This window comes from Amycolatopsis sp. N2S4-7, from assembly GCF_058119595.1.
On sequence record NZ_CP172299.1, the window covers coordinates 3,168,947 to 3,188,889 of the forward strand.

At 72.2% G+C, this 19,943-nt stretch carries 21 protein-coding genes; 7 read left to right on the plus strand and 14 right to left on the minus strand.

The genetic code is table 11. The features are described 5' to 3' along the window. Positions 1 to 3: 3 nt before the first annotated feature. The 5 genes from ACH54P_RS14730 to ACH54P_RS14750 all read right to left on the minus strand — a co-directional run bounded on the left by ACH54P_RS14730 (position 4) and on the right by ACH54P_RS14750 (position 3,545). A complete protein-coding gene (locus ACH54P_RS14730; protein ID WP_489912965.1) occupies positions 4 to 528 on the minus strand; it encodes a shikimate kinase in 525 nt (174 codons plus the stop codon). Next, positions 525 to 1,712, minus strand: a complete 1,188-nt coding sequence (gene aroC, locus ACH54P_RS14735) for a chorismate synthase (RefSeq protein ID WP_489912967.1) — start codon at positions 1,710 to 1,712, stop codon at positions 525 to 527. Before aroC ends, ACH54P_RS14730 begins: the two co-directional genes overlap by 4 nt. 303 nt (positions 1,713 to 2,015) lie before the next feature. Next, positions 2,016 to 2,657: an anti-sigma factor family protein gene (locus ACH54P_RS14740; protein ID WP_489912969.1), complete on the minus strand. Its 642-nt coding sequence runs from the start codon at positions 2,655 to 2,657 to the stop codon at positions 2,016 to 2,018. Then, positions 2,654 to 3,166, minus strand: coding sequence for a sigma-70 family RNA polymerase sigma factor (locus ACH54P_RS14745; protein ID WP_489912971.1), 513 nt, complete (start codon positions 3,164 to 3,166; stop codon positions 2,654 to 2,656). The genes ACH54P_RS14740 and ACH54P_RS14745 overlap by 4 nt, the downstream gene beginning before the upstream one ends. 10 nt (positions 3,167 to 3,176) lie before the next feature. Continuing rightward, the gene (locus ACH54P_RS14750; protein WP_489912973.1) at positions 3,177 to 3,545 is read right to left on the minus strand and encodes a hypothetical protein; all 369 of its coding nucleotides are present in this window, start codon (positions 3,543 to 3,545) and stop codon (positions 3,177 to 3,179) included. Between the two features lie 105 nt (positions 3,546 to 3,650). On the opposite strand from ACH54P_RS14750, the gene ACH54P_RS14755 reads away from it, so the two are divergent. Beyond that, entirely contained in the window at positions 3,651 to 4,088 is a 438-nt protein-coding gene (locus ACH54P_RS14755; protein ID WP_489912975.1) for a QcrA and Rieske domain-containing protein, read from the plus strand. A gap of 73 nt (positions 4,089 to 4,161) precedes the next feature. Here the strand turns inward: ACH54P_RS14755 and ACH54P_RS14760 are convergent, their stop codons facing one another. After that, a complete protein-coding gene (locus ACH54P_RS14760; protein ID WP_489912977.1) occupies positions 4,162 to 4,617 on the minus strand; it encodes a PTS sugar transporter subunit IIA in 456 nt (151 codons plus the stop codon). Continuing rightward, the gene (locus ACH54P_RS14765; protein ID WP_072482356.1) at positions 4,614 to 4,853 is read right to left on the minus strand and encodes a PTS sugar transporter subunit IIB; all 240 of its coding nucleotides are present in this window, start codon (positions 4,851 to 4,853) and stop codon (positions 4,614 to 4,616) included. Before ACH54P_RS14765 ends, ACH54P_RS14760 begins: the two co-directional genes overlap by 4 nt. Positions 4,854 to 5,096: 243 nt before the next feature. Here ACH54P_RS14765 and ACH54P_RS14770 point away from each other — a divergent pair, with 243 nt between their 5' ends. The 4 genes from ACH54P_RS14770 to ACH54P_RS14785 all read left to right on the plus strand — a co-directional run bounded on the left by ACH54P_RS14770 (position 5,097) and on the right by ACH54P_RS14785 (position 8,324). Continuing rightward, positions 5,097 to 5,885 (plus strand): GntR family transcriptional regulator, encoded by a 789-nt coding sequence (locus tag ACH54P_RS14770; RefSeq protein WP_489912979.1) that lies wholly within the window; start codon positions 5,097 to 5,099, stop codon positions 5,883 to 5,885. Then, entirely contained in the window at positions 5,882 to 7,123 is a 1,242-nt protein-coding gene (locus ACH54P_RS14775) for a PTS transporter subunit EIIC (protein WP_489912981.1), read from the plus strand. The genes ACH54P_RS14770 and ACH54P_RS14775 overlap by 4 nt, the downstream gene beginning before the upstream one ends. Positions 7,124 to 7,162: 39 nt before the next feature. Continuing rightward, complete coding sequence (locus tag ACH54P_RS14780; RefSeq protein WP_013224593.1) at positions 7,163 to 7,429, plus strand: HPr family phosphocarrier protein; 267 nt, start codon at positions 7,163 to 7,165, stop codon at positions 7,427 to 7,429. Between the two features lie 79 nt (positions 7,430 to 7,508). Then, positions 7,509 to 8,324, plus strand: a complete 816-nt coding sequence (locus tag ACH54P_RS14785; protein ID WP_489912989.1) for a serine hydrolase domain-containing protein — start codon at positions 7,509 to 7,511, stop codon at positions 8,322 to 8,324. Positions 8,325 to 8,509: 185 nt separating this feature from the next. Here the strand turns inward: ACH54P_RS14785 and ACH54P_RS14790 are convergent, their stop codons facing one another. Beyond that, positions 8,510 to 9,442 carry a D-2-hydroxyacid dehydrogenase family protein gene (locus tag ACH54P_RS14790; protein ID WP_489912991.1) on the minus strand — a complete coding sequence of 311 codons (933 nt, stop codon included), beginning with the start codon at positions 9,440 to 9,442 and terminating at the stop codon, positions 8,510 to 8,512. 5 nt (positions 9,443 to 9,447) lie between these two features. After that, on the minus strand, positions 9,448 to 10,641 hold the full coding sequence (locus tag ACH54P_RS14795; protein ID WP_489912993.1) for an endonuclease/exonuclease/phosphatase family protein: 1,194 nt from the start codon (positions 10,639 to 10,641) through the stop codon (positions 9,448 to 9,450). A 143-nt stretch (positions 10,642 to 10,784) separates the two neighbouring features. Between ACH54P_RS14795 and ACH54P_RS14800 the strand changes: the two genes are divergently transcribed. Both ACH54P_RS14800 and ACH54P_RS14805 read left to right on the plus strand, forming a co-directional pair. Further along, complete coding sequence (locus tag ACH54P_RS14800) at positions 10,785 to 11,204, plus strand: hypothetical protein (RefSeq protein WP_489912995.1); 420 nt, start codon at positions 10,785 to 10,787, stop codon at positions 11,202 to 11,204. Between the two features lie 25 nt (positions 11,205 to 11,229). Continuing rightward, on the plus strand, positions 11,230 to 11,889 hold the full coding sequence (locus tag ACH54P_RS14805) for a TetR/AcrR family transcriptional regulator (protein ID WP_489912997.1): 660 nt from the start codon (positions 11,230 to 11,232) through the stop codon (positions 11,887 to 11,889). On the opposite strand, the gene ACH54P_RS14810 is transcribed toward ACH54P_RS14805, so the two are convergent. From ACH54P_RS14810 to alaS, 5 genes are all read right to left on the minus strand, one after another. Further along, positions 11,876 to 13,120, minus strand: coding sequence for a GrpB family protein (locus tag ACH54P_RS14810; RefSeq protein ID WP_489912999.1), 1,245 nt, complete (start codon positions 13,118 to 13,120; stop codon positions 11,876 to 11,878). The two genes, ACH54P_RS14805 and ACH54P_RS14810, sit on opposite strands and share 14 nt — an antisense overlap. 71 nt (positions 13,121 to 13,191) lie before the next feature. Beyond that, positions 13,192 to 14,019 carry a shikimate dehydrogenase gene (locus ACH54P_RS14815; protein ID WP_489916442.1) on the minus strand — a complete coding sequence of 276 codons (828 nt, stop codon included), beginning with the start codon at positions 14,017 to 14,019 and terminating at the stop codon, positions 13,192 to 13,194. Positions 14,020 to 14,035: 16 nt separating this feature from the next. Beyond that, positions 14,036 to 16,636: an endolytic transglycosylase MltG gene (mltG, locus tag ACH54P_RS14820; RefSeq protein ID WP_489913001.1), complete on the minus strand. Its 2,601-nt coding sequence runs from the start codon at positions 16,634 to 16,636 to the stop codon at positions 14,036 to 14,038. Further along, positions 16,633 to 17,094, minus strand: coding sequence for a Holliday junction resolvase RuvX (gene ruvX / locus ACH54P_RS14825; protein ID WP_489913003.1), 462 nt, complete (start codon positions 17,092 to 17,094; stop codon positions 16,633 to 16,635). Before ruvX ends, mltG begins: the two co-directional genes overlap by 4 nt. Positions 17,095 to 17,125: 31 nt before the next feature. After that, complete coding sequence (alaS, locus tag ACH54P_RS14830; protein WP_489913005.1) at positions 17,126 to 19,786, minus strand: alanine--tRNA ligase; 2,661 nt, start codon at positions 19,784 to 19,786, stop codon at positions 17,126 to 17,128. Between the last annotated feature and the right edge of the window lie 157 nt (positions 19,787 to 19,943).

The following is a 19,943-nucleotide window of genomic DNA, read 5'->3' on the forward strand; positions in this document are numbered from 1 at the left end:
GACTCACTCCTTGGCTTCGGCGGGGACGGCGAGCTCCGCCGCGAGGTCCGCGACGATCTCGGCGGGCGTCCGGTTGTCGGTGACGACCTCGACGGTGGCGACCTCGCGGTAGACGGGCACCCGCTCGTCGAGCAGTTTCTTGAAGGTGGCGCGGGGGTTCACCCCGGCGAGCAACGGCCGCGCGCTCGACAGGCCGGTGCGCTGCACGCCGGCGGCGAGGCCGACGTTGAGGAACACGACCGTGTGCCCGGCCAGCCGGGCCCGCGTGGCGGGGGTGAGCGGCGCGCCGCCGCCGAGGGACAGCACGCCGTCGTGCTCCGCGAGCGCGGTGGCGACGGCGTCCGCTTCCAGCGCCCGGAAGGCGGCTTCCCCGTCCTCGGCGAAGATGTCGGAGATGGGTCGTCCGGCGTGCGCGACGATGTCGTCGTCGCTGTCCCGGAACGCGACCCCGAGCGCGGCCGCCAGCAGCGGCCCGACCGTGCTCTTGCCCGAGCCGGGCGGCCCGACGATGACCGCGCGAGGACTCACCACCGCTCCTCGAGGGCCTTGAGGTACGCCTCGGCGTTGCGCTTGCTCTCGGCGAGGGAGTCGCCGCCGAACTTCTCCAGCGCGGCGTCGGCGAGGACGAGCGCCACCACCGACTCCAGCACGACGCCGGCGCGCGGCACGGCGCAGACGTCGGACCGCTGGTGGATGGCGACCGCGGGCTCACCGGTCCGGACGTCCACAGTGGACAGTGCTTTGGGGACGGTCGAGATCGGCTTCATCGCGACGCGCACCCGCAGCGGCTCGCCGTTGGTGATGCCGCCCTCCAGGCCGCCCGCGCGGTTGGACCGGCGGGTGACGCCGACCGGGCCGGTGCCGCGGTCGATCTCGTCGTGCGCCTGGCTGCCCCAGCGGCGGGCGGTGGTGAAGCCGTCGCCGACCTCGACGCCCTTCATCGCCTGGACGCCCATCAGCGCGCCGGCCAGCCGCGCGTCGAGCCGGCGGTCCCAGTGGACGTGGGAGCCGAGGCCCGGCGGGAGGCCGTAGGCGAGGACCTCGATCACGCCGCCGACGGTGTCGCCCGCCTTCCGCACGGCGTCGACCTCGGCGACCATCGCGTCGGTGCCTTCCTGGCTGAACGCGCGCACCGGGCTCTCGTCGATGGCGGCCAGGTCGGCGGCGACCGGCAGGGGGCCTTCGGGCGCGTCCGCGCCGCCGATCGAGACGACGTGGCTGAGGATCTCGATGCCGAGCAGCTGCTTGAGGTAGTTCCGGGCGACGGTGCCGAGGGCGGTCCGCGACGCCGTCTCGCGGGCGCTGGCGCGCTCGAGGACGGGGCGGGCCTCGTCGAAGCCGTACTTCTGCATGCCGGGCAGGTCGGCGTGGCCGGGGCGGGGCCGGGTGAGGGGTTCGTTGCGCGCGAGGCCTTCGAGCACCTGCGGGTCGACCGGGTCGGCCGCCATGACCTGCTCCCACTTGGGCCACTCGGCGTTCTCGATCTGCACCGCGACCGGGCCGCCCTGGGTGAGGCCGTGGCGCACGCCGCCGAGGAACTCGATGTGGTCGGTCTCGAAGCCCATCCGCGGGCTGCGCCCGAAGCCGAGGCGGCGCCGGGCCAGCTGCTCGGTGACGTCGGCGGTGGTGACGCCGACGCCGGCGGGCATGCCTTCGAGCACGGCGGCCAGCGCGGGTCCGTGCGATTCACCTGCGGTGATCCAGCGCAACATGGGCTCAATCCTGTCACGGCGGCCGGGCGGGCCCGAAGAGTGTTCCGTGTCGTCCCGCACCGGGGAAGAGGGCACCCGGGACCGTTCGCCGGGTTTTCGGCCGGGAACCACTCTCGCGGGCGACATCGCGGGCGGCTGGGGCACCCGATCACGTCGCCTGGCCGGACGGTCGACCGGCGGACCTGGACGGACGGTTCGCGTACCCGGGGGGTCGGTTCGCGTGCCTGGAGCGTCGGCGACACGGGGTGAGGCCGGGGTGGCTCATCCGGGACCCCCTGCGGCCCGGATGAGCCACCCGCCCCCTCACAGCGCCAGCCTGAGCAGCGCCCGCCCGCTCCCCCCGCGGATCTCGAGCGCCGCCAGGTCCGACCGCTGCAAAGCCGTGCCGATGACGATGCGGGCCGTGTTGTCCGGGACCGCCTTCCACGTCGCCAGCTGCGTCTCCTCCCCGGACCGGGCGACCGCCACCAGCACGTAGTCGCCGCCGCTGCGGCCGCCCGTGTAGCTGCAGGACATCTCCACCTGGGTGCCCCACTCGAACGCGTCCAGGCGGGCGTCCGCGCGGACCGGGAACTGGCCCAGTGCCGTCATCGCGGTCGACGGCGGCGGGGCGGGCGCGGGCCAGGCCGCCACCACGCCCAGTGCCACGCAGGCCGACACCGCCACCGCGGCCGACACCGTCGTCACCGCGAACCGGATCCGGCGGCCGCGCCGGACGCGGCGCAGCACCGACGGCAGCAGGTCGGGCGGCGGCGGGCCGGCGTCCGGGAGCACGGCGGGCGCGTCGACCCTGGCCAGCAGCCCCGGCAGCCCGGCCAGCTCGCGCACCGAGGCCGCGCACCGGTCGCACGTGCGCAGGTGCTGCTCGAAACGCTGCCGGTCTTCGGGGGCCAGCGCCCCGAGCACGTACGCGGCGTCGAACGTCGCGAACGGGTCTTCGCTCACTGGGTCACCCCCCTTTCCTCCAGCACCAGGCGGAGTGCGCGCAACGCGTAGTGCGTGCGCGACTTCACGGTCCCTTCGGCCACCCCGAGCCGGATCGCCGCGTCGGCGACCGAGTAGCCCTGGAAGTAGCACAGCACCAGCACCTCCCGGTGCCGGTCCGACAGCTCGGCGAGCGCCTCGGCGACCAGCCAGCCCTGCACCGCGCGGTCCGTTCCGTCCGCGACGGGCCGCTCCGGGGGCTGGTCCGTCACGACCTCCGACCGGGCCGACGCCGAGCGCCAGCCGTCGATGGCGATCCGCCGCGCCACCGTGAACAGCCACGCCCGCGCCGAGCCCTGCGACTGGTCCAGCACCCTCGTCGACCGCCAGGCCCGCAGCAGCGTCTCCTGGACGACGTCCTCGGCCCGGATCCGGTCGCCCGAGGTCAGGTGCAGCGCGTACGACCACAGGGCGCCCGCGTGCTCCTCGTGCAGCGCGCGCATCAGCGCGTCTTCGGCGACTTCCTTCACCGGCGCGGCCCTAGACCGTCGCGCGGCGCCGGTCCTTCACGAACAGCAGCGCCAGACCGCCCACGATGCAGACCGCCTCGGTGATGACGCCCCAGTACTCCGGCTGGCTGTTGAACTGGTCGTGGTTCCCGGCGAACCCGACCGTCGCGGCCAGCACGTACGCGCCCAGCGTCAGGACGCCGAACCCCACCGCGCCCAGCGCCGGCAGCCAGTGCCGCCAGGCCAGGACGGCGATCGCGAGCACCAGCCCGGCGATCGCGTCGAGCAGGAACAACGGGCCGACGATGCCCGGGTAGTCCTCTGTCCACAGGAAGTAGTGCACGCCCGCCGAGCCCAGCAGCGCGGCTGCCACGACGATGCGCAAGACCCAACCCACCATGATCGTTCCTCCACTCCACACCCACTCGGGTACATACACGGAGCAGGGGCCGATCCGGTTCACGGCGGATTGAACCGATCGGGTGTCGATCTCGTTTAGGAGGGCATGACAGCCGAACTGCACTCCCGCCGCACCGTCCTGACCACCGGTGCCACTGTCGCCGGTGTCGCCGTCGGCGCCGTCGCGCTCACCGCCTGCGGATCCTCCGACGACGCCAAGTCGGGCACCGCGCAGGCGCCGATCGCCGCCGGGACGCCGCTGGTCGCGCTCGCCGACGTCCCGGTCGGGCAGGCGAAGGCGGCCAAGGCCCCGGACGGCTCCGACGTGATCGTGGCCCGGACGTCCGAGTCGGCGTGCGCCGCGTTCAGCGCGATCTGCACGCACCAGGGCTGCACGGTCACCCCGAAGGGCGCCGACCTCGTCTGCCCCTGCCACGGTTCGGTCTTCAACGCGCTCACCGGCGAGGTCAAGCAGGGACCGGCGAACAAGCCGCTGCCGTCGGTGCCGGTGAAGGTCGAGAACGGGAAGGTCGTCACCGGCTGACGAGCCGGGGGACGCAGGAGGGCCCTTGGGGACGACCACCGTCCACAAGGGCCCTCCGTGTGACAAAAGCGACTCAGGCGTCCCAGCCGAACAGCCGCTCGCCGGCCGAGACGTCGCGCTCGGCGTCCAAACCGGACAGGACGTCCGCCGAGGCGTCCAGCGCGACCACCGGGACGATCGCCGAATAGCCCGCCGCGGTCACCGCGTCCGGGTCCCAGCTGACGACCGGCTGGCCGGCCCGCACGCGCTCGTCCTTGACGACGTGCAGCGTGAAGCCCTCGCCCTTCTCCTTCACCGTGTCGATGCCGAGGTGGACCAGCACGGCCTGGCCCTCGTCGGTCTGGACGACGAAGGCGTGCGGGTGCAGCGTCTTGATCGTGCCGTCGACCGGCGCGACCGCGTCCGCCCGCCCGCCCGCGGGCTGCACCGCGATGCCGGGGCCCACCATGGCCTGCGCGAACACCGGGTCCGGGACCTCGGTGATCGGCACCACGCGCCCGGCGACCGGGCTGAGGATCTCCAGGCTCACAGGAGGTCCTCGATGTCGCTGGCGATCGTGTCCGCCTCCGGCCCCACGATCACCTGCAGGGCCGTCGACCCCATCTTGACCACGCCCATCGCGCCGGCCTTCTTCAGCGCCGCCTCGTCGACGAGGCTCATGTCCTCGACCTCGCAGCGCAGCCGCGTGATGCAGCCCTCGACCTCGGTGAGATTGTCCGCGCCGCCGAGTGCCGCGAGGATCTTTTCGGGCCTGTCATCCGCCATCGCGGTCTCCTTGATCACTGTTTGTTCCCAACCTGACGCGAACCGCGTGTCCACCTGTACTACGCCGTTCGTCGGCATGCACCCCGCCGCGGGCCACGAACGGATAACGGTGGTTGACACCCGTCCGCACGGCGGAGCATCCTGCCCCATCAGATCATTGGTCTAGACCGGAACGTACCAATGTTCCGGGCCGGACGCGAGCACCGGTCCCCCGGTGAACGCAGAACGAGGAGGGTGACGCCGATGAGCGCGGCCGCGCACGTCCCGCCACCCGACCGGGTCGTCAACGGGCCCACGCCCAAGCACGCCCAGCTGCGGGAGATCCTCCGCCGCACGGTGGAGCGCGAGCTCCCGCCGGGCGCGCCGATCCCGTCGGAACGCGAGCTGGCGCAGCGCTACGGCGTGTCGCGGCTCACGGTCCGGTCGGCGATCGGCAAGCTGGTCGAGGAGGGCCTGCTCGCCCGGGTCCGCGGCAAGGGCACGTTCACCGCGGCCCGGCGGATGGAGCTGCAGCTCTACCTGATGTCGTTCACCGACGACATGCGGAGGCGGGGGCTGACCCCGACGACCGAGGTGGTCTCCGCGGCCACCGAGGTGCCGCCCACCGCCTCGGCGCACGCGCTCGGCCTGGCCGAGGGCGCACCCGCGCACCACCTGGTGCGGTTGCGCCACGCCGACGGCGTGCCACTGGCCGTCGAACGCGGCTGGTACCACGCGGGCCGGGCTCCCGGCCTGCTCGAGCTCGATCTGACCCAGTCCATCTACGCGCAGCTGGCCGAGACGTACGACGTGCGTCCCGACCGGGCGTGGCAGACGGTCTGGGCCGAAGGTGCGGACCGCGAGACGGCCCGGCTGCTCGGCATGCGCGCCGGCAGCCCCCTGCTCGTGTTCCGTCGGGTCTCCAGCGCCGGCGGCGACCCCATCGAAGACATCACGTCCTGGTACCGGGGAGATCATTACCAGGTGACCATGCAGTTGGACCGGAATACCCCGGAACCCGGTCAACCACCCCACTATGGAGGATCCAGATGAGCTCCACCACCGCGGAGGGGGCGACCAAGAAGGGCGGCGGAGGCCTCGCCGGTCTTCAGCGCTTCGGCCGCAGCCTCATGCTTCCCATCGCCACGCTGCCGGCCGCCGGCCTGCTGCTGCGCCTCGGCCAAGACGACCTGCTGGGCAAGGACGGCCTGGGCTGGGACAAGGTCGCGGCGGTCCTCGGTGCCGCCGGCGGTTCGCTGTTCAACTGGCTGCCGCTGCTGTTCGCGGTGGGCATCGCGGTCGGCTTCGCCCGCAAGGGCGACGGCTCCACCGGTGTCGCCGCGGTCGTCGGCTTCTTCGTGTTCACCAGCGTCATCCAGGTGTTCGCGCCGCTGAAGGACCTGCCGGGCTACAAGCCGAACGGCGGGTTCGAACTGGCTCCCATCAAGTGGCCCTACAGCGTGCTCGCCGGCGTGGTCGTCGGCCTGGTCGCCGCCGTCCTGTGGCAGCGGTACCACCGCATCAAGCTGCCCGCCTACCTGGCGTTCTTCGGCGGCCGCCGGTTCGTCCCGATCATCACCGCGTTCGCGCTGCTGATCCTCGGCGTGATCTTCGGCCTGCTCTTCAAGTACGTGAACACCGGCATCGAGAACGTCGGTGACGCGGTCACCGGCGCGCCGGTTGTCGGTGGCGGCATCTACGGCCTGCTCAACCGCCTGCTGATCCCGGTCGGTCTGCACCAGCTGATCAACGTGCCGGTCTGGTTCATCTTCAAGGGCGGTGACATCACCAACTTCTTCAACGGCGACCCGAACGCCGGTGCCTTCACCACGGGCTTCTTCCCGATCTTCATGTTCGCGCTGCCCGCGGCGGCGCTGGCGATCTGGCAGACCGCCCGCCCGGCGCAGAAGAAGGTCGTCGGCGGTGTGATGATCGCGGCCGCGCTGACCTCGTTCATCACCGGTGTCACCGAGCCGATCGAGTTCTCGTTCATGTTCGTCGCGTGGCCGCTGTACATCTTCCACGCGGTGATGACCGGCCTTTCGCTGGCGATCGCCAACCTGCTGGACGTGCACCTGAGCTTCTCGTTCTCGGCCGGCGCGATCGACTTCGCGCTCAACTCGAGCTCGAAGGCGGCGCACAACACCTGGATCCTCATCGTGATGGGCCTGGTGTACGCGGTGATCTACTACGTGGTGTTCCGCTTCGCGATCACCAAGTGGAACCTGAAGACGCCGGGCCGTGAGGACGACTCGATCGAGTCGGACCTCGAGGCGACCGCCGCGAAGTAACATCTCGATCGACGAAACCCCTGTAGCGAGAGGACGAACATGCCGGAGAAACGCGTCGCCGTGGCCAGCAAGGTGGGGCTGCACGCCCGGCCGGCCGCGCTGGTGGCGAAGGCGGCCGCGGCGCAGCCCGTCGCGGTGCAGATCGCCAAGGCCGGCGGGAGCCCGGTGGCCGCCGGCAGCGTGCTCAACCTGATGACGCTCGCCGCCGGGTACGGCGACGAGGTCGTCATCAGCGCCGAGGGCGAGGGCGCCGAGGAGGCCGTGGAAGCGGTCGCCCAGCTGGTCGCCACCGACCTCGACGCCTGAGAAACCCCCGCGAAGGCCTTCGCACCGGCTCCCCGACAGCCGGTGCGGAGGCCTTCGCGGCGTTTCGTAGGCTGGGCGCATGGAGAGCGTGCGCCTGATCGACGAGTGGCCGGTGGACAACGCCGCGACGGCCGTGGTGGCGGCGGACGGGAGCGTCGCCGGCCGCCACGGCGACCCCGCGCGGAAGTTCCGGCTGGCCTCGGTCAGCAAGCCGCTGACCGCCTACGCCGCGCTCATCGCCGTCGAAGAGGGCGTCGTCGAGCTCGACACCCCCGCCGGGCCCGAGGGCTCGACCGTGCGGCACCTGCTCGCCCACACCTCCGGGCTCGCCTTCGACGCGCACAAGGCGATGGCCGCGCCGGGCACGCGGCGGCTCTACTCCAACGCCGGGTTCGAGCAGCTGGCCGACGCGCTGGCCGAGCACTCCGGCATTCCCTTCGCGCAGTACCAGGCCGAAGCGCTGTTCGCGCCGCTCGGGATGACTTCGACCGCGCTGGAAGGCTCGCCCGCGTCCGGCGCGGTGTCCACTGTGGACGACCTGGTGGCGTTCGCCGCCGAGCTGCAGGCCCCCAAGCTGCTCGACCCGGCCACCGTCGCCGAGGCGACGAACGTCGTGTTCCCCGGGCTGTCCGGGGTGCTGCCCGGGTTCGGCCACCAGAAGCCGAACGACTGGGGCCTCGGCTTCGAGCTCCGCGACCACAAGAGCCCGCACTGGACCGGCGCGAACAGCTCGCCGCGGACCTTCGGGCACTTCGGCCAGTCGGGCACGTTCCTCTGGGTGGACCCGGACGCGGGCGCGGCCTGCGTCGCGCTGACCGACCGCGCGTTCGGCCCGTGGGCCGCCGAGGTCTGGCCGCGCTACACCGACGCCGTGCTGGCGGAATTGCGCGCCTGACGCCGGTTGGTCGCGGTCCGCGGCACGCCCCGGAAAATCCCCGACTGCCGCGTGAGGCCCAACGACCCCGCGCGGACAGGGTCCAAAGCCTCTGCCCCGCCGGCGCCCCGGCTGGTGTCATCCAGGGGTGCGGGCCCGCCGCCGGGCCGGTGCGGGGACCTCGGGCCCCGGCGGGCCGCACGCCACTACTCCATGACGCGGATCGGTTCCCCCGCCTGGTAGGCCGCGATGTCCTCGATCGCGTCGCCGTAGAAGATCTCGTAGACCTCCCGCGCGACGAACCCGATGTGCGGGGTCAGGACGGCGTTGTCGAGCGTCCTCAGTGGATGGTCGGCGGGGAACGGCTCGGTGTCGTACACGTCCAGGGCGGCGGCGCGGATCTCCTTGCGCCGCAACGCGTCCACCAACGCGGCTTCGTCGACGATCGGGCCGCGGGAGGTGTTCACCAGCAACGCGGTCGGCTTCATCGCCGCCAGCTCGGCCGCACCGACCAGGCCGCGGGTGCGCTCGCTGAGCACCAGGTGGACCGACAGCACGTCCGAGCGGGCGAACAGCTCCTCCTTGGACACCGCGGTGACACCGTGCGGTTCCGCCTTCTCCGGCGTCAGGTTCTGGCTCCAGGCGATCGTCTCCATCCCGAAGACCTGCCCGATCTTCGCCGCGCCGGCGCCGAGCCTGCCGAGGCCGAGCAGGCCCAGCGTCTTGCCGTGCAGCATCGTGCCGACGCTCGTCTGCCAGCCGCCCTCGCGCATGGAGCGGAACTCCTGCGGCAGGTTCCGCGACGCGGCGAGGATCAGCGCCCAGGTGTGCTCGGCGGTCGGCTGGCCGATGTAGCCGGTGGCGGAGACGACGACGCCGTTGCGCCGCGCGGCCGCCACGTCGATGGCCGCGTTGCGCTTGCCGGTGCTGACCAGCAGCTTCAGGTCGGGCAGCCGGTCGAGCACCTCGGCCGGGAAGCGGGTGCGCTCGCGCATCGCGACCACCGCTTCGAAGCCCTGCAGCTGCTTGACGACGTCGTCCAGGGGCTCGGTGAAGACCGTGATGTCGGCCTTCAGCGAGTTCCAGTCACCGAAGGTGAGCGCGACGTTCTGGTAGTCGTCGAGAATCGCGATCCGCATGGATCTCACCGTAGCCCGACGAGCACGTCCACCCGGACGAGGTGGTGGTCGGAGGCGTCGTTCAGCCGCGCCAGCGGGTCCGACGGCACCGGCCAGAACACCTCCGCGTGCCAGGGCAGCAGGCCCTTCGACGGCAGCACGTAGTCCGTCCGCAGGTTGCCCGGCGCGACGTCGGCGAAGTCGCCGGTGTCGAAGAACGGGTCGCTCTTCTGGCCCACGTTCGCGCCGCCCTGGGCCCGGGCGGCCAGCACGGCCCCTTCGCTGCCCGGGTGCGTCTCGATCACCCGGCGCGCGTCCAGGAGCCGGTCGATCGCACCGGGGACGCTGTCGCCGTCGAGCGGGTCGGAGTTGTTGTCGCCCGCCACCACGAAGCGCTCCGAGGCGCCCAAGCCGCCGCGCCGGCCGCGGTCGTCGTGGATATAGCCGCCCTTGCCCGGGGTCACGTAGTCCGCCCAGAAGCGGATCTCGTCGTTGTTGCGGGTGCCGTTGCGGTCCTCCGGGCCGTCGAAGCTCGGCGGCGTCGGGTGCGAGACCAGGAAGTGCACGGTCGAGCGGCCGATCTTCAGCGGCAGGTCCCAGTGCGACTTCGACGACAGCCGCAGGATCGCCAGCTCGGCGGGGCTGTACCAGTCGTGCGGCGCCGGCGTGGCCGGGTCGTCGGGCAGCAGCGCGCCCGGCATGTCCTTCCACAGGAAGTGCTGGAACGTCCGCACGTGCGCGAGGTCGATCGGGTACTTCGACAGCACGAGCAGCCCGTACTGGCCTTCGAACGTCCCGAAGCCCTGCGCGTCGTTCCCGCCGCCGACCGTGCCGCTGCGGTCGAGGTCGAAGCCGGTCGGCACGCCCGTGTTGACCGGCGCGGTGTAGGCGTACGGGTAGTCGATCGGCTTCGCGCCGTTCTGGCCGACGGCGAGGTAGTTCTTCCGGAACAGGTCCGCCGCGGTGTTTCCGGGCACGTAGTCGAACTCGTTGATCAGCTGGACGTCGGCGCGGTTGCGCTGGACGACTTCGGCGACCTCCCGCGCCTGGGCGTTGCCCGGCGTCGAGAGGTCGGTCACCAGCTGCCCGGCGGACGCGCGGTTGAGCGAAGCGTTGAAGGTGGCGAAGCGGACGCTCTGCCCGAAGCCCGCGGAAGCGGTAGCGGGCACGAAGAGCGCTACGAGGGCGGCGATCGACAGCCCGGCGGCGATGCGTTTCACGGTGGTACCTCCCGGTCGGCGGTCACCCTATGCCGGATTCCGCCCGTCCGGGTGAGCACCAGGGGAACGAACGACCTCTTGAACGCGTTCAAAAACGGGGCTACAGTGCGTCTTGAACACGTTCAAAACGATAGGGAGGAACCATGGACCGCATCGTCGTCGCCTACGCGCTCTACCTGCTGATCAGCATTCCGCTGACCGTGCTCGTGGCCCGGACCCTGAGCAAGCACGGCCGCACCTTCCTCGCCGAGGTCTTCGCCGACAGCCCCGGCCTGGCCAACGCCGTCAACCAGCTCCTGGTCGTCGGCTTCTACCTGGTCAGCCTGGGCTTCGTGACGCTCTTCCTGACCAGCCACGCCGACGTGGCCACCGCGCGGGCGGTGTTCGAGCTGCTCTCGGTGAAGGTCGGCGTCGTCGCGCTGATCCTCGGCGCGATGCACCTGACCAACGTGCTGGTCTTCAACGGCATCCGGCGGCGCCACCTGGCTCCGAAGCCCGCGGCCCGGCCGGCGCCCATGGCCTACCCCGGCGCGGCGCAGGTGCCGCCCTTCCCCGCGCCCTGACGTGGGCGGCGCTAACGTGCAGCGCGTGGCCAAGAGCGAGGAAACGCGGTCCCTGATCGTCTCGACCGCGATGCGGCTGTTCACCGAGAACGGCTACGACCGCACGACGATGCGGGCGATCGCCGCCGAAGCCGGTGTCTCCGTCGGGAACGCCTACTACTACTTCTCGTCGAAGGAACAGCTGATCCAGGGCTTCTACGACGAGATCGCCCGACGGCACCTGGCCACGGCCCGCACGCTGCTGGAGGGCGAACCCGCCTTCGCGGCGCGCCTGCGGGCCGTGCTGCTGTGCTGGCTCGACATCGCCGAGCCCTACCACCGCTTCGGCACGCAGTTCTTCGTCAACGCGGCCGACCCGGAGTCGCCGCTGAGCCCGTTCAGCGACGACTCCTCGGCCGCCCGCGAAGCGTCGATCGGCCTCATGCGCGAGGTCGTCGACGGCTCCGACGTCAAGCTCGACCCGGAGCTGCGGGACCAGCTGCCGGAGCTGCTGTGGCTCTACCAGATGGGCGTGGTGCTGTTCTGGGTCCACGACCGCTCCGCCGGCACCAAGCGCAGCCGGATGCTGGTGGAGCGCAGCGTCCCGCTGCTCGCCCGGCTGGCCGCGCTCTCCCGGCTGCGGGTGTTCCGCCCGGTCAGCCGGGAGATCGTCGACCTCATCCAGGAGCTGGCTAAGCGGGACTGACGGCCTTGAAGTAGAGGAACCGCGGCTTGGTCCGCAGGTTCTCCGCCCACTTCGGATCGGCTTCGGCCACCTCGGGGGCCGGCATCGGCTCGACCAGCCTGTCGACGGCGAAGCCCGCGTCGCGGACCGCCTGGAACGTCCAGCTCAGCGGGCGCCGGTAGAAGCGCACCCGCTGACCGGGCGGGAACTCGTCTTCGAGCAGCTCCACCTCGAAGTAGTTCTCCTTGCCGAACCAGCGCCAGTCCTCACCCGGGTGGTGCACCGAGAACACCAGTGCTCCCCCCGGTTTCAGGACCCGGCGGAACTCTGCCAGGGTGGTGCCCCAGTCCTTCAGGTAGTGCAGCACGAGCGACGCCGTGATCACGTCGATCGCACCCGGCTCGACCGGGAGCGGCCGGGTCACGTCGGCGACCTCGAAGCGCGCCACCTCGCCGAACTTCCGCCGCGCCACGGAAACCATCCCCGCGCTCGCGTCGACGCCCAGGACGTCCGCGCCCCGCTCGGCCAGCAACGCGCTCAGGTGCCCGGCCGCGCAGCCGACGTCCAGCACGCGGCGTCCCGACACGTCGCCGGCCAGCTCGAGGATCGCGGGCCGGTCGTACCACGCGTTCGTGACGCTCTTCTCCGCGTGCTCGGCGTAGGCCTCGCTGAAGGCGTCGTACTGCGCCGCGCGCGCCCGGCCCAGGATCTCCTCGATCACCTCGGTCTTGGCGTCGGCGTAGTTCTGGATGTACTTCCACGTCTTCGCGGCCAGTTCCCGCTTCTTCGCCGCGTAGAGGTCACGCTCTTCCGGGTGCGCCAGCATCCGGTCGCGCAGGAGCCGGTAGCGCTCGGTCTGGCCGTTGCCGGGCGAGTACACGTGCAGGTTGACGTTCGTGTCCGGGCCCTTGAAGCAGCGGTGCTTCTCCCAGTCGAGCTCGCGGATGACGAGCCGGTAGCCCGCCGCTTCCAGCGCCGGGACGTAGGCGTCCTCGTCGTCGGAGTCCGGCACCTCGAGGAGGATGTCGATGATCGGCTTGGCGCACAGCCCCGGCACCGAGGTCGACCCGACGTGTTCGAGGACGAGCACCCGCTCCCCCAGCGCGCCCCGGATCCGCTCGGCTTCGCGCTCGAAGAGCTTCGGCCACTCCGGGTCGTAGTCGGCGAGCGTGACCGTGGAGTCGAGCTTCGGCGCCTCGCCGACCCACGCCCCCTGGATCCCGTCTTCGTCCAACGCTTCTTGGCTGGTCATTCCGGTGAACCCCCTTCATCAAGGCAGTCGACCAGAATATCGACGGGGGCAAGCGCTTTTCGGGAACGCAGTCAGCCGATCGGCAGCGGCAGCAGGTTGCCGGTCGCCGCGCGCAGCGCGTCCCGCATCGCCGCGCGCGGGGCCGGGCGGCCGGTGAAGTGCTCCGCCTGCCCGAACGCCTGGTGCAGCAGCATGTCCAGCCCGGTGGCGAGCCGGCCCCCGTGCGTCGCGACCGCTTCGGCGAGCGGCGTCGGCCACGGGTGGTAGATGACGTCGAGGACGTGCGCGACACCCGCCAGCTCGGCCACGTGCGGGACGACCGCGTCCGGCGGCACGGTGTTCACCAGCACCGCCGCGGCACCGAGGTCCGCGAAGTCCGTCTCGGCCCAGCGAAGCACGTCGACGTCGACCGAAGCCCGCTTCGCCGCGTCGAGGGTTTCCCCGGCGCGCGCGGGATCCCGCACGACCAAGCGCACCTGCCGCACCCCGAGCGCCGCGAGCCCGACGACCGCCGCGGCCGCCGTGCCGCCCGCGCCGAGCACGACCGCGGTGTCCGACGGCGACGGCTCGTAGCCGCCCGCCGCGCGCAGCGCACCGGTGACGCCGTCGACGTCGGTGCAGTCGGCGAGCCAGCCCTTCGCCGTGCGGACCAGCGTGTTGGCCGCCCCGACCGCGGCGGCGCGCGGGGTCACCTCGTCCGCGTGGTCCAGCGCCGCGCGCTTGCCGGGCATGGTGACCGAAAGCCCGGCCCACTCCGGGCCGAGGCCGTCGACCAGGCCCGGCAGCTCCTCGGCGCTCGTCTCGATGCGCTCGTACGTCCAGCCGGTCAGGCCGAGCGCGGCGAACGCGGCGCCGTGCAGCACCGGGGACAGCGAGTGCGCCACCGGCTTGCCGAGCACGGCGGCCTTGCGCGGCTCAGATGACACCGCGTTCCCTGGCCAGGTCCCGGTTCCGGTTGTGCTCGTCGTTCGTCACCGCGAAGCAGGACAAGCCGTTCTTCTCGCACTTGACGAAGTAGACCCAGTCCCCGGCCGCCGGGTGCACGGCGGCCTTGATCGCGTCCGCGCTCGGCACCGAAATGGGCGTCGGCGGCAGCCCGGCGTTCTTGTAGGTGTTGTACGCGCCGGACTTGACGCGGTCGGCTTCGTCGGTCAGCAGCGTCGGCCGGTCCAGCACGTAGTTGACCGTGGAGTCCATCTGCAGCCGCATGTTGATCGCCAGCCGGTTGTAGATCACCCGCGAGAGCTTGCCGAAGTCGGCCTTCACCGCTTCGCGCTCGATGATCGAGGCGATGACCAGCGTCTGGTACGGCGTCATCCCCGGGCCGGTCGACTGCGGGCTCAGCCCGGCGTTCTGGATCGCCTCGGTCGAGGTGCGCACCAGCTGGCCGACGATGTCCTGCGGGCTCGCCCCGGGCCGGATGTCGTAGAGCCCCGGCGCGATCAGGCCTTCCAGCCTGCGGTCCTTGCGGTCGGCCTTGTTCGCGGGCTCGATCGCCCAGTCCGGCACGCCGAGCGTCTTGAGGTCCGCCGAGTCGACGAACTTGCGCAGGTTGTCGGCGGAGACGCAGGTGCTCTTGCCGTCGAGCTGCGCGCACGACGCCTTGGCCATCAGGCTGTACACGCCGGGCGTGACCTTGCCGTCGGGCTGGGTGATGTCGTCGAACTGCGTGTACGGCCGGATCTCCAGCTGCCCGACGCGCGCGCCCGGCGAGACGATCCGGTCGACCGCGCTGGCCCCGGACATGTGCGACTTCATGACGTAGAAGCCGTGCTGGATGCGGGCCAGCTTCGGGTTGTCCTCGCCGGCCTTCACGAAGGCCTTGCCGCTGGCGACGATGCCCGCCGTGGCGAGCTTCGCGCCGATCGCCGACGTCGAATCGCCGTCGTCGACCTGGAACAGCACGTCCCCGTCGCCGGAACCCTCGAAGTCGTCGTAGCCGAAGAACTGGTTGAAGCCGTACCAGGCGCCGCCGGCGAGCAGCGCGATCACCGCGATCGCGGCCACCCAGCCGAGGGCGCGCTTACCGCGTTTCTTCTTCCGCGGCTTGGCCGGCTCGTCCTCGTCCTCGTCGTAGTCCTCGTCGTACTCGGCTTCGTCGTAGTCCTCGTAGCCGTCGTCGTACTCGTCGTAGTCCGCGTATTCGTCGTCCTCGGCGAAGAAGCCGTCGCTCTCGGGGTCCTCGTGCGGCGGCTCGGCCGGCGGCAGCGGGGCCAGGGCGGGCAGGACGTCGGTCTGCGGCTCGTCGCGCGCCGGCGGGGGCGGCGGACGGCGCCGCCGGGGCGGCTCGACGCCGGTTTCGGGCACGCCGACAGGGCGGTCACCCGGCTGGACGGGCCGCCGAGCGGGCGGCGGAGGCGGTTCGGGGGCCCCGCGGCGGGGGTCGGGGCCGGCGTCGGGATCGAGCGCCGCACGGCGCCGGCGCCCCTCGGCATCGGCCGGTTCGGGGGCCGCGCGACGGCGGGCCGGCGGCTCGGCGGCCTCGTCGGGGCCCGGTGCGCCCCGGAAGCGGGCGGCTTCGGCCGGCTCGTCGGGGACTCCGCGAAGGCGGCGCGGGGCTTGGCCTTCGATGTCCGGTGCGCCGCGGAAGCGAGCGGATTGGCCGTCAACGTCCGGTCCGCCGCGGAGGCGGGCCGACTGGCCTTCGGTGTCCGGTCCGCCGCGGAGGCGGGCCGACTGGCCGTCAACGTCCGATGCACCCCGGAGGCGCGGGGCCTGACTTTCACCGTCCGGTGCACCGCGGAGGCGAGCCGACTGGCCTTCGGTGTCCGGTCCGCCGCGGAGGCGGGCCGACTGGCCGTCAACGTCCGATGCACCCCGGAGGCGCGGGGCCTGACTTTCACCGTCCGGTGCACCGCGGAGGCGAGCCGACTGGCCTTCGGTGTCCGGTCCGCCGCGGAGGCGGGCGACTTGACCTTCGCCTTCCGGTGCGCCGCGGAGGCGGGCGGCCTGCGCTTCCGCGGCCTCTTCCAGGTCGAGCATCGCCTGGTGGCGGCGGGCCGCTTCGGCTTCGGCCAGCTCTTCGGGGCTCGGGCGGCGCCGGCGGGCTTCGGGCTCCGGTGCCGGACGGCGGCGGGCTTCGGGGTCCGGCGCCGGACGGCGGCGCGGGGGTTCGGCGGGGTCGCCGGGTTCCGGGGCCGCGCGGCGGCGGCGCGGGGGTGGCGCGTCGGAGCCTTCGTCCAGCCCGTGGCGGGCTCGCGCGGCGCGGCCGGGCGCGGCCCGGCGGGCCTGCGGGTCGAGCTCGTCGTCGGCCGGGGGCAACGTGGCCGGTGGTTCGAGGCGGCGGCGTCGGCCGGCGGGCGCGTCGTAGCCCGGCTCGGCGGGACGGCTCCGGCGGGTCGGCTGGGGCAGCTCGTGCGGGCCGCTGTGCCGCGCCGGCTGCGGGAGCTCCTGGTACCCGCTCGCGTGCGGGTCGCGGGGGTCGGGGCGGCGCGGCCGGGACGGCGGCGGGGTGGCCGGTCCCGGTTCGCGCAGGCGCCGGCGCCCGCTTTCCCGCTCAGGTGGCTGCTCGTTCATCGGTCTCCCTCCCGGGCGCGGTGCGCAGCGGCGGCGTCGATCCAGGCCTGCAGGATCTCGACGGCGGCGGCCTGGTCGACCACCGCGCGCTGCTTGCGGCCTTTGACCCCGCGCTGGGAGAGGATGCGGGATGCGGTGACCGTGGTCAGCCGCTCGTCGCCCAGCCGGACCGGCACGGGCGCGACGCGCCCGGCCAGACGTTCAGCGTACGCGATCGCCAGCTCGGCCGCCGGTCCCTGGCGGTTGGCCAGCGTTCTCGGCAGGCCCACGATCACCTCGACCACCTCGTGCTCGGTGACGAGGGTGGCGAGCTGGTCCAGATCAGTGTCGTCGGTCGCATCGCGGGAGAGGGTAACCAATGGCGAAGCGAGAACGGGGGCCGGATCGCTCAGCGCCACCCCGACCCGGACGGAACCGACGTCGACCCCCAGCCGGCGGCCGCGGCCCGGATCGTCCACGCCGGGCCGGTCCGGGCCGCGGTTCCCGCGGTTAACCAATGCCGGCAATCGCCGCGCGCAGGGCCGTGACCGCGTCGGCCGCGCCGGCCGGGTTCGTGCCACCGCCCTGGGCCATGTCGGGCTTGCCGCCGCCGCGGCCGCCGATCTTCTCGGCGAACGACGGGACGAGCTTGCCCGCGGCGATCCCCTTTTCCTGGGCCGCCTTGGTCGTCGCGACGACGAAGCTGAGCTTGTCCCCGGCCGGCGAGAACAGCGCGACCACGCCGGCCCGCGAGCCGAGGCGGCCGCGGATGTCCGACGCCAGCGCGCGCAGGCCGTTGCCGTCGACGTCCGGGACGACCTCGGCCACCACGGTCACGCCGCCGATGTCCTGCGCCTTGTCGACCAGGGCACCCGCCGAGCCCAGCACCTGCTGGGTCTTGAGCTGCGCGATCTCCTTTTCGGCGTTCTTCAGCCGGGTCAGGACGTCGTCGATGCGGCCGGGCAGCTGGTCCGACGGCACCTTGAAGGTGTTCGCCAGCTGCGAGACCAGCAGCTGCTCCTTGCGGACGTACTTGAGCGCGTCCGTGCCGACCAGCGCCTCGACGCGGTGCACGCCCGAGCCGATGGAGGCGTCGGAGACCAGCTTGACCAGGCCGAGCTGGCCGATCCGGTCGACGTGCGTGCCACCGCAGAGCTCGCGGGAGTACTCGCCCATGTCGACCACGCGGACGTCGTTGCCGTACTTCTCGCCGAACAGCGCGACCGCGCCGAGCTCGAGGGCCTTGTCCTTGGTCGTGGTGAAGCTCTGCACCTCGACGTTGGTCTGCAGGTAGTCGTTGACCTCCTGCTCGACCTCGGTCAGCACGTCCGCCGACACCGAGCCGGGCGTGGTGAAGTCGAACCGCATGCGGCCCGGCGAGTTGAGCGAACCCGCCTGCGCCGCGCGCTTGCCGTACGCGCCGCGGACGGCCGCGTGCACCAGGTGCGTCGCCGAGTGCGAGCGCTCGATGGACAGGCGGCGGTGCGCGTCGACCGAACCGGTCAGCTTCGTGTCCAGGCCGACCTCGCCGTCGACGACCTCGACGCGGTGCACGAACAGCCCCGGGACGATCTTCTGCACGTCCAGGACCTTCAGCTCGACGCCGTCGCCCAGCAGCACGCCGGTGTCGGCGACCTGGCCGCCGCTCTCGGCGTAGAACGGCGTGCGGTCGAGGACCAGCTCCGCCTTCTTGCCCGCGGAGACGCTGCGGACCGGCTGCCCGTCTTCGAGCAGGGCGACGACCTTGGCCTCGGCCTGCAGGTCGGTGTAGCCGAGGAACTCGGTCTCGCCGTGCTGCTCCAGGACCTTCCGGTACTCCGAAAGGTCGCCGTGGCCGGTCTTGCGGGCCGCCGCGTCCGCCTTCGCGCGGGTCCGCTGCTCGTTCATGAGCGTGCGGAAGCCGTCCTCGTCGACGGTGAGGCCCTGCTCGGCCGCCATCTCGAGGGTCAGGTCGATCGGGAAGCCGTAGGTGTCGTGGAGCTGGAAGGCCTTGTCGCCGGCCAGGACGTCCCCGCCGCCGCGCTTGGTCTCCTCGGCCGCCATGTCGAAGATGCGCGAACCGCTCGTCAGGGTCGAGAGGAACGCCTCCTCCTCGATCCGGACGACCTCGTTGATCCGGTCGAAGCCGCTGACCAGCTCGGGGTAGGTCGGACCCATGGTGTCGCGGACGACGCCGGCGAACGCCTGCAGCACCGGCTCGTGCACGCCCAGCAGGCGCGAGGAGCGGACGATGCGGCGCAGGAGGCGGCGCAGCACGTAGCCGCGGCCGTCGTTGCCCGGGGTGACGCCGTCGCCGATCAGCATGACGCCGGTGCGGGCGTGGTCGGCGATGACGCGGAAGCGGACGTCGTCGGCGTGGTTGCTGCCGTAGCGGCGGCCCGAGAACTCCTCCGCGCGGCCGATCACCGGGCGCACCAGGTCGGTCTCGTAGACGTTCTCGACGCCCTGCAGGATCGTCGCGACGCGCTCGACGCCCATGCCGGTGTCGATGTTCTTCTTCGGCAGCTCGCCGATCGGCTTGTGCCCGAGCTTGGGGCTCAGGTCGCCGCGGACGTCCTGCATGAAGACGAGGTTCCAGATCTCGATGTAGCGGTCCTCGTCCGCGACCGGGCCGCCCTCGCGGCCGTACGCCGGGCCGCGGTCGTAGTAGATCTCCGAGCAGGGGCCGCCGGGACCGGGCACGCCCATGTCCCAGTAGTTGTCCTTGCCGTCGCGGGCCTGGATCCGGTCACCGGGCAGGCCGGTGAGCTTGCGCCACAGGCCGGCCGCTTCGGAGTCGTCCTCGTAGACGGTCGCCCAGATCCGGTCCGGGTCGAGGCCGTAGCCGCCTTCGCTCTGGGGCTTGGTGATCAGCTCCCAGGCGTTCTCGATGGCGCCTTCCTTGAAGTAGTCGCCGAAGGAGAAGTTGCCGGCCATCTGGAAGAACGTGTTGTGCCGGGTGGTCTTGCCGACCTCGTCGATGTCCGGCGTGCGGACGCACTTCTGCACGGAGGTCGCGCGCGGGTACGGCGGCGGCGCCTCACCGAGGAAGTACGGCTTGAACTGCACCATGCCGGCGTTGACGAACAGCAGGTTCGGGTTGTCGAGGATCAGCGGCGCGCTGGGCACGCGCGTGTGCCCCTTGCCCTCGAAATGGCGCAGGAAACGGTCGGTGATTTCGTGTGTGTCCACGGGGTCAGTCCTTGCTGTGCTGTTCGTCACCAATCCAACCACAGTCACGGCCGATGGCTTTCGCGGCAACCGTTACGCCCGCTCGACGGGCGGCCTGCTTGGGGTCGGATGGGTGACTGGGTGGCGACGAACGGGGTCGGACGGCGGCGGCGGAAGG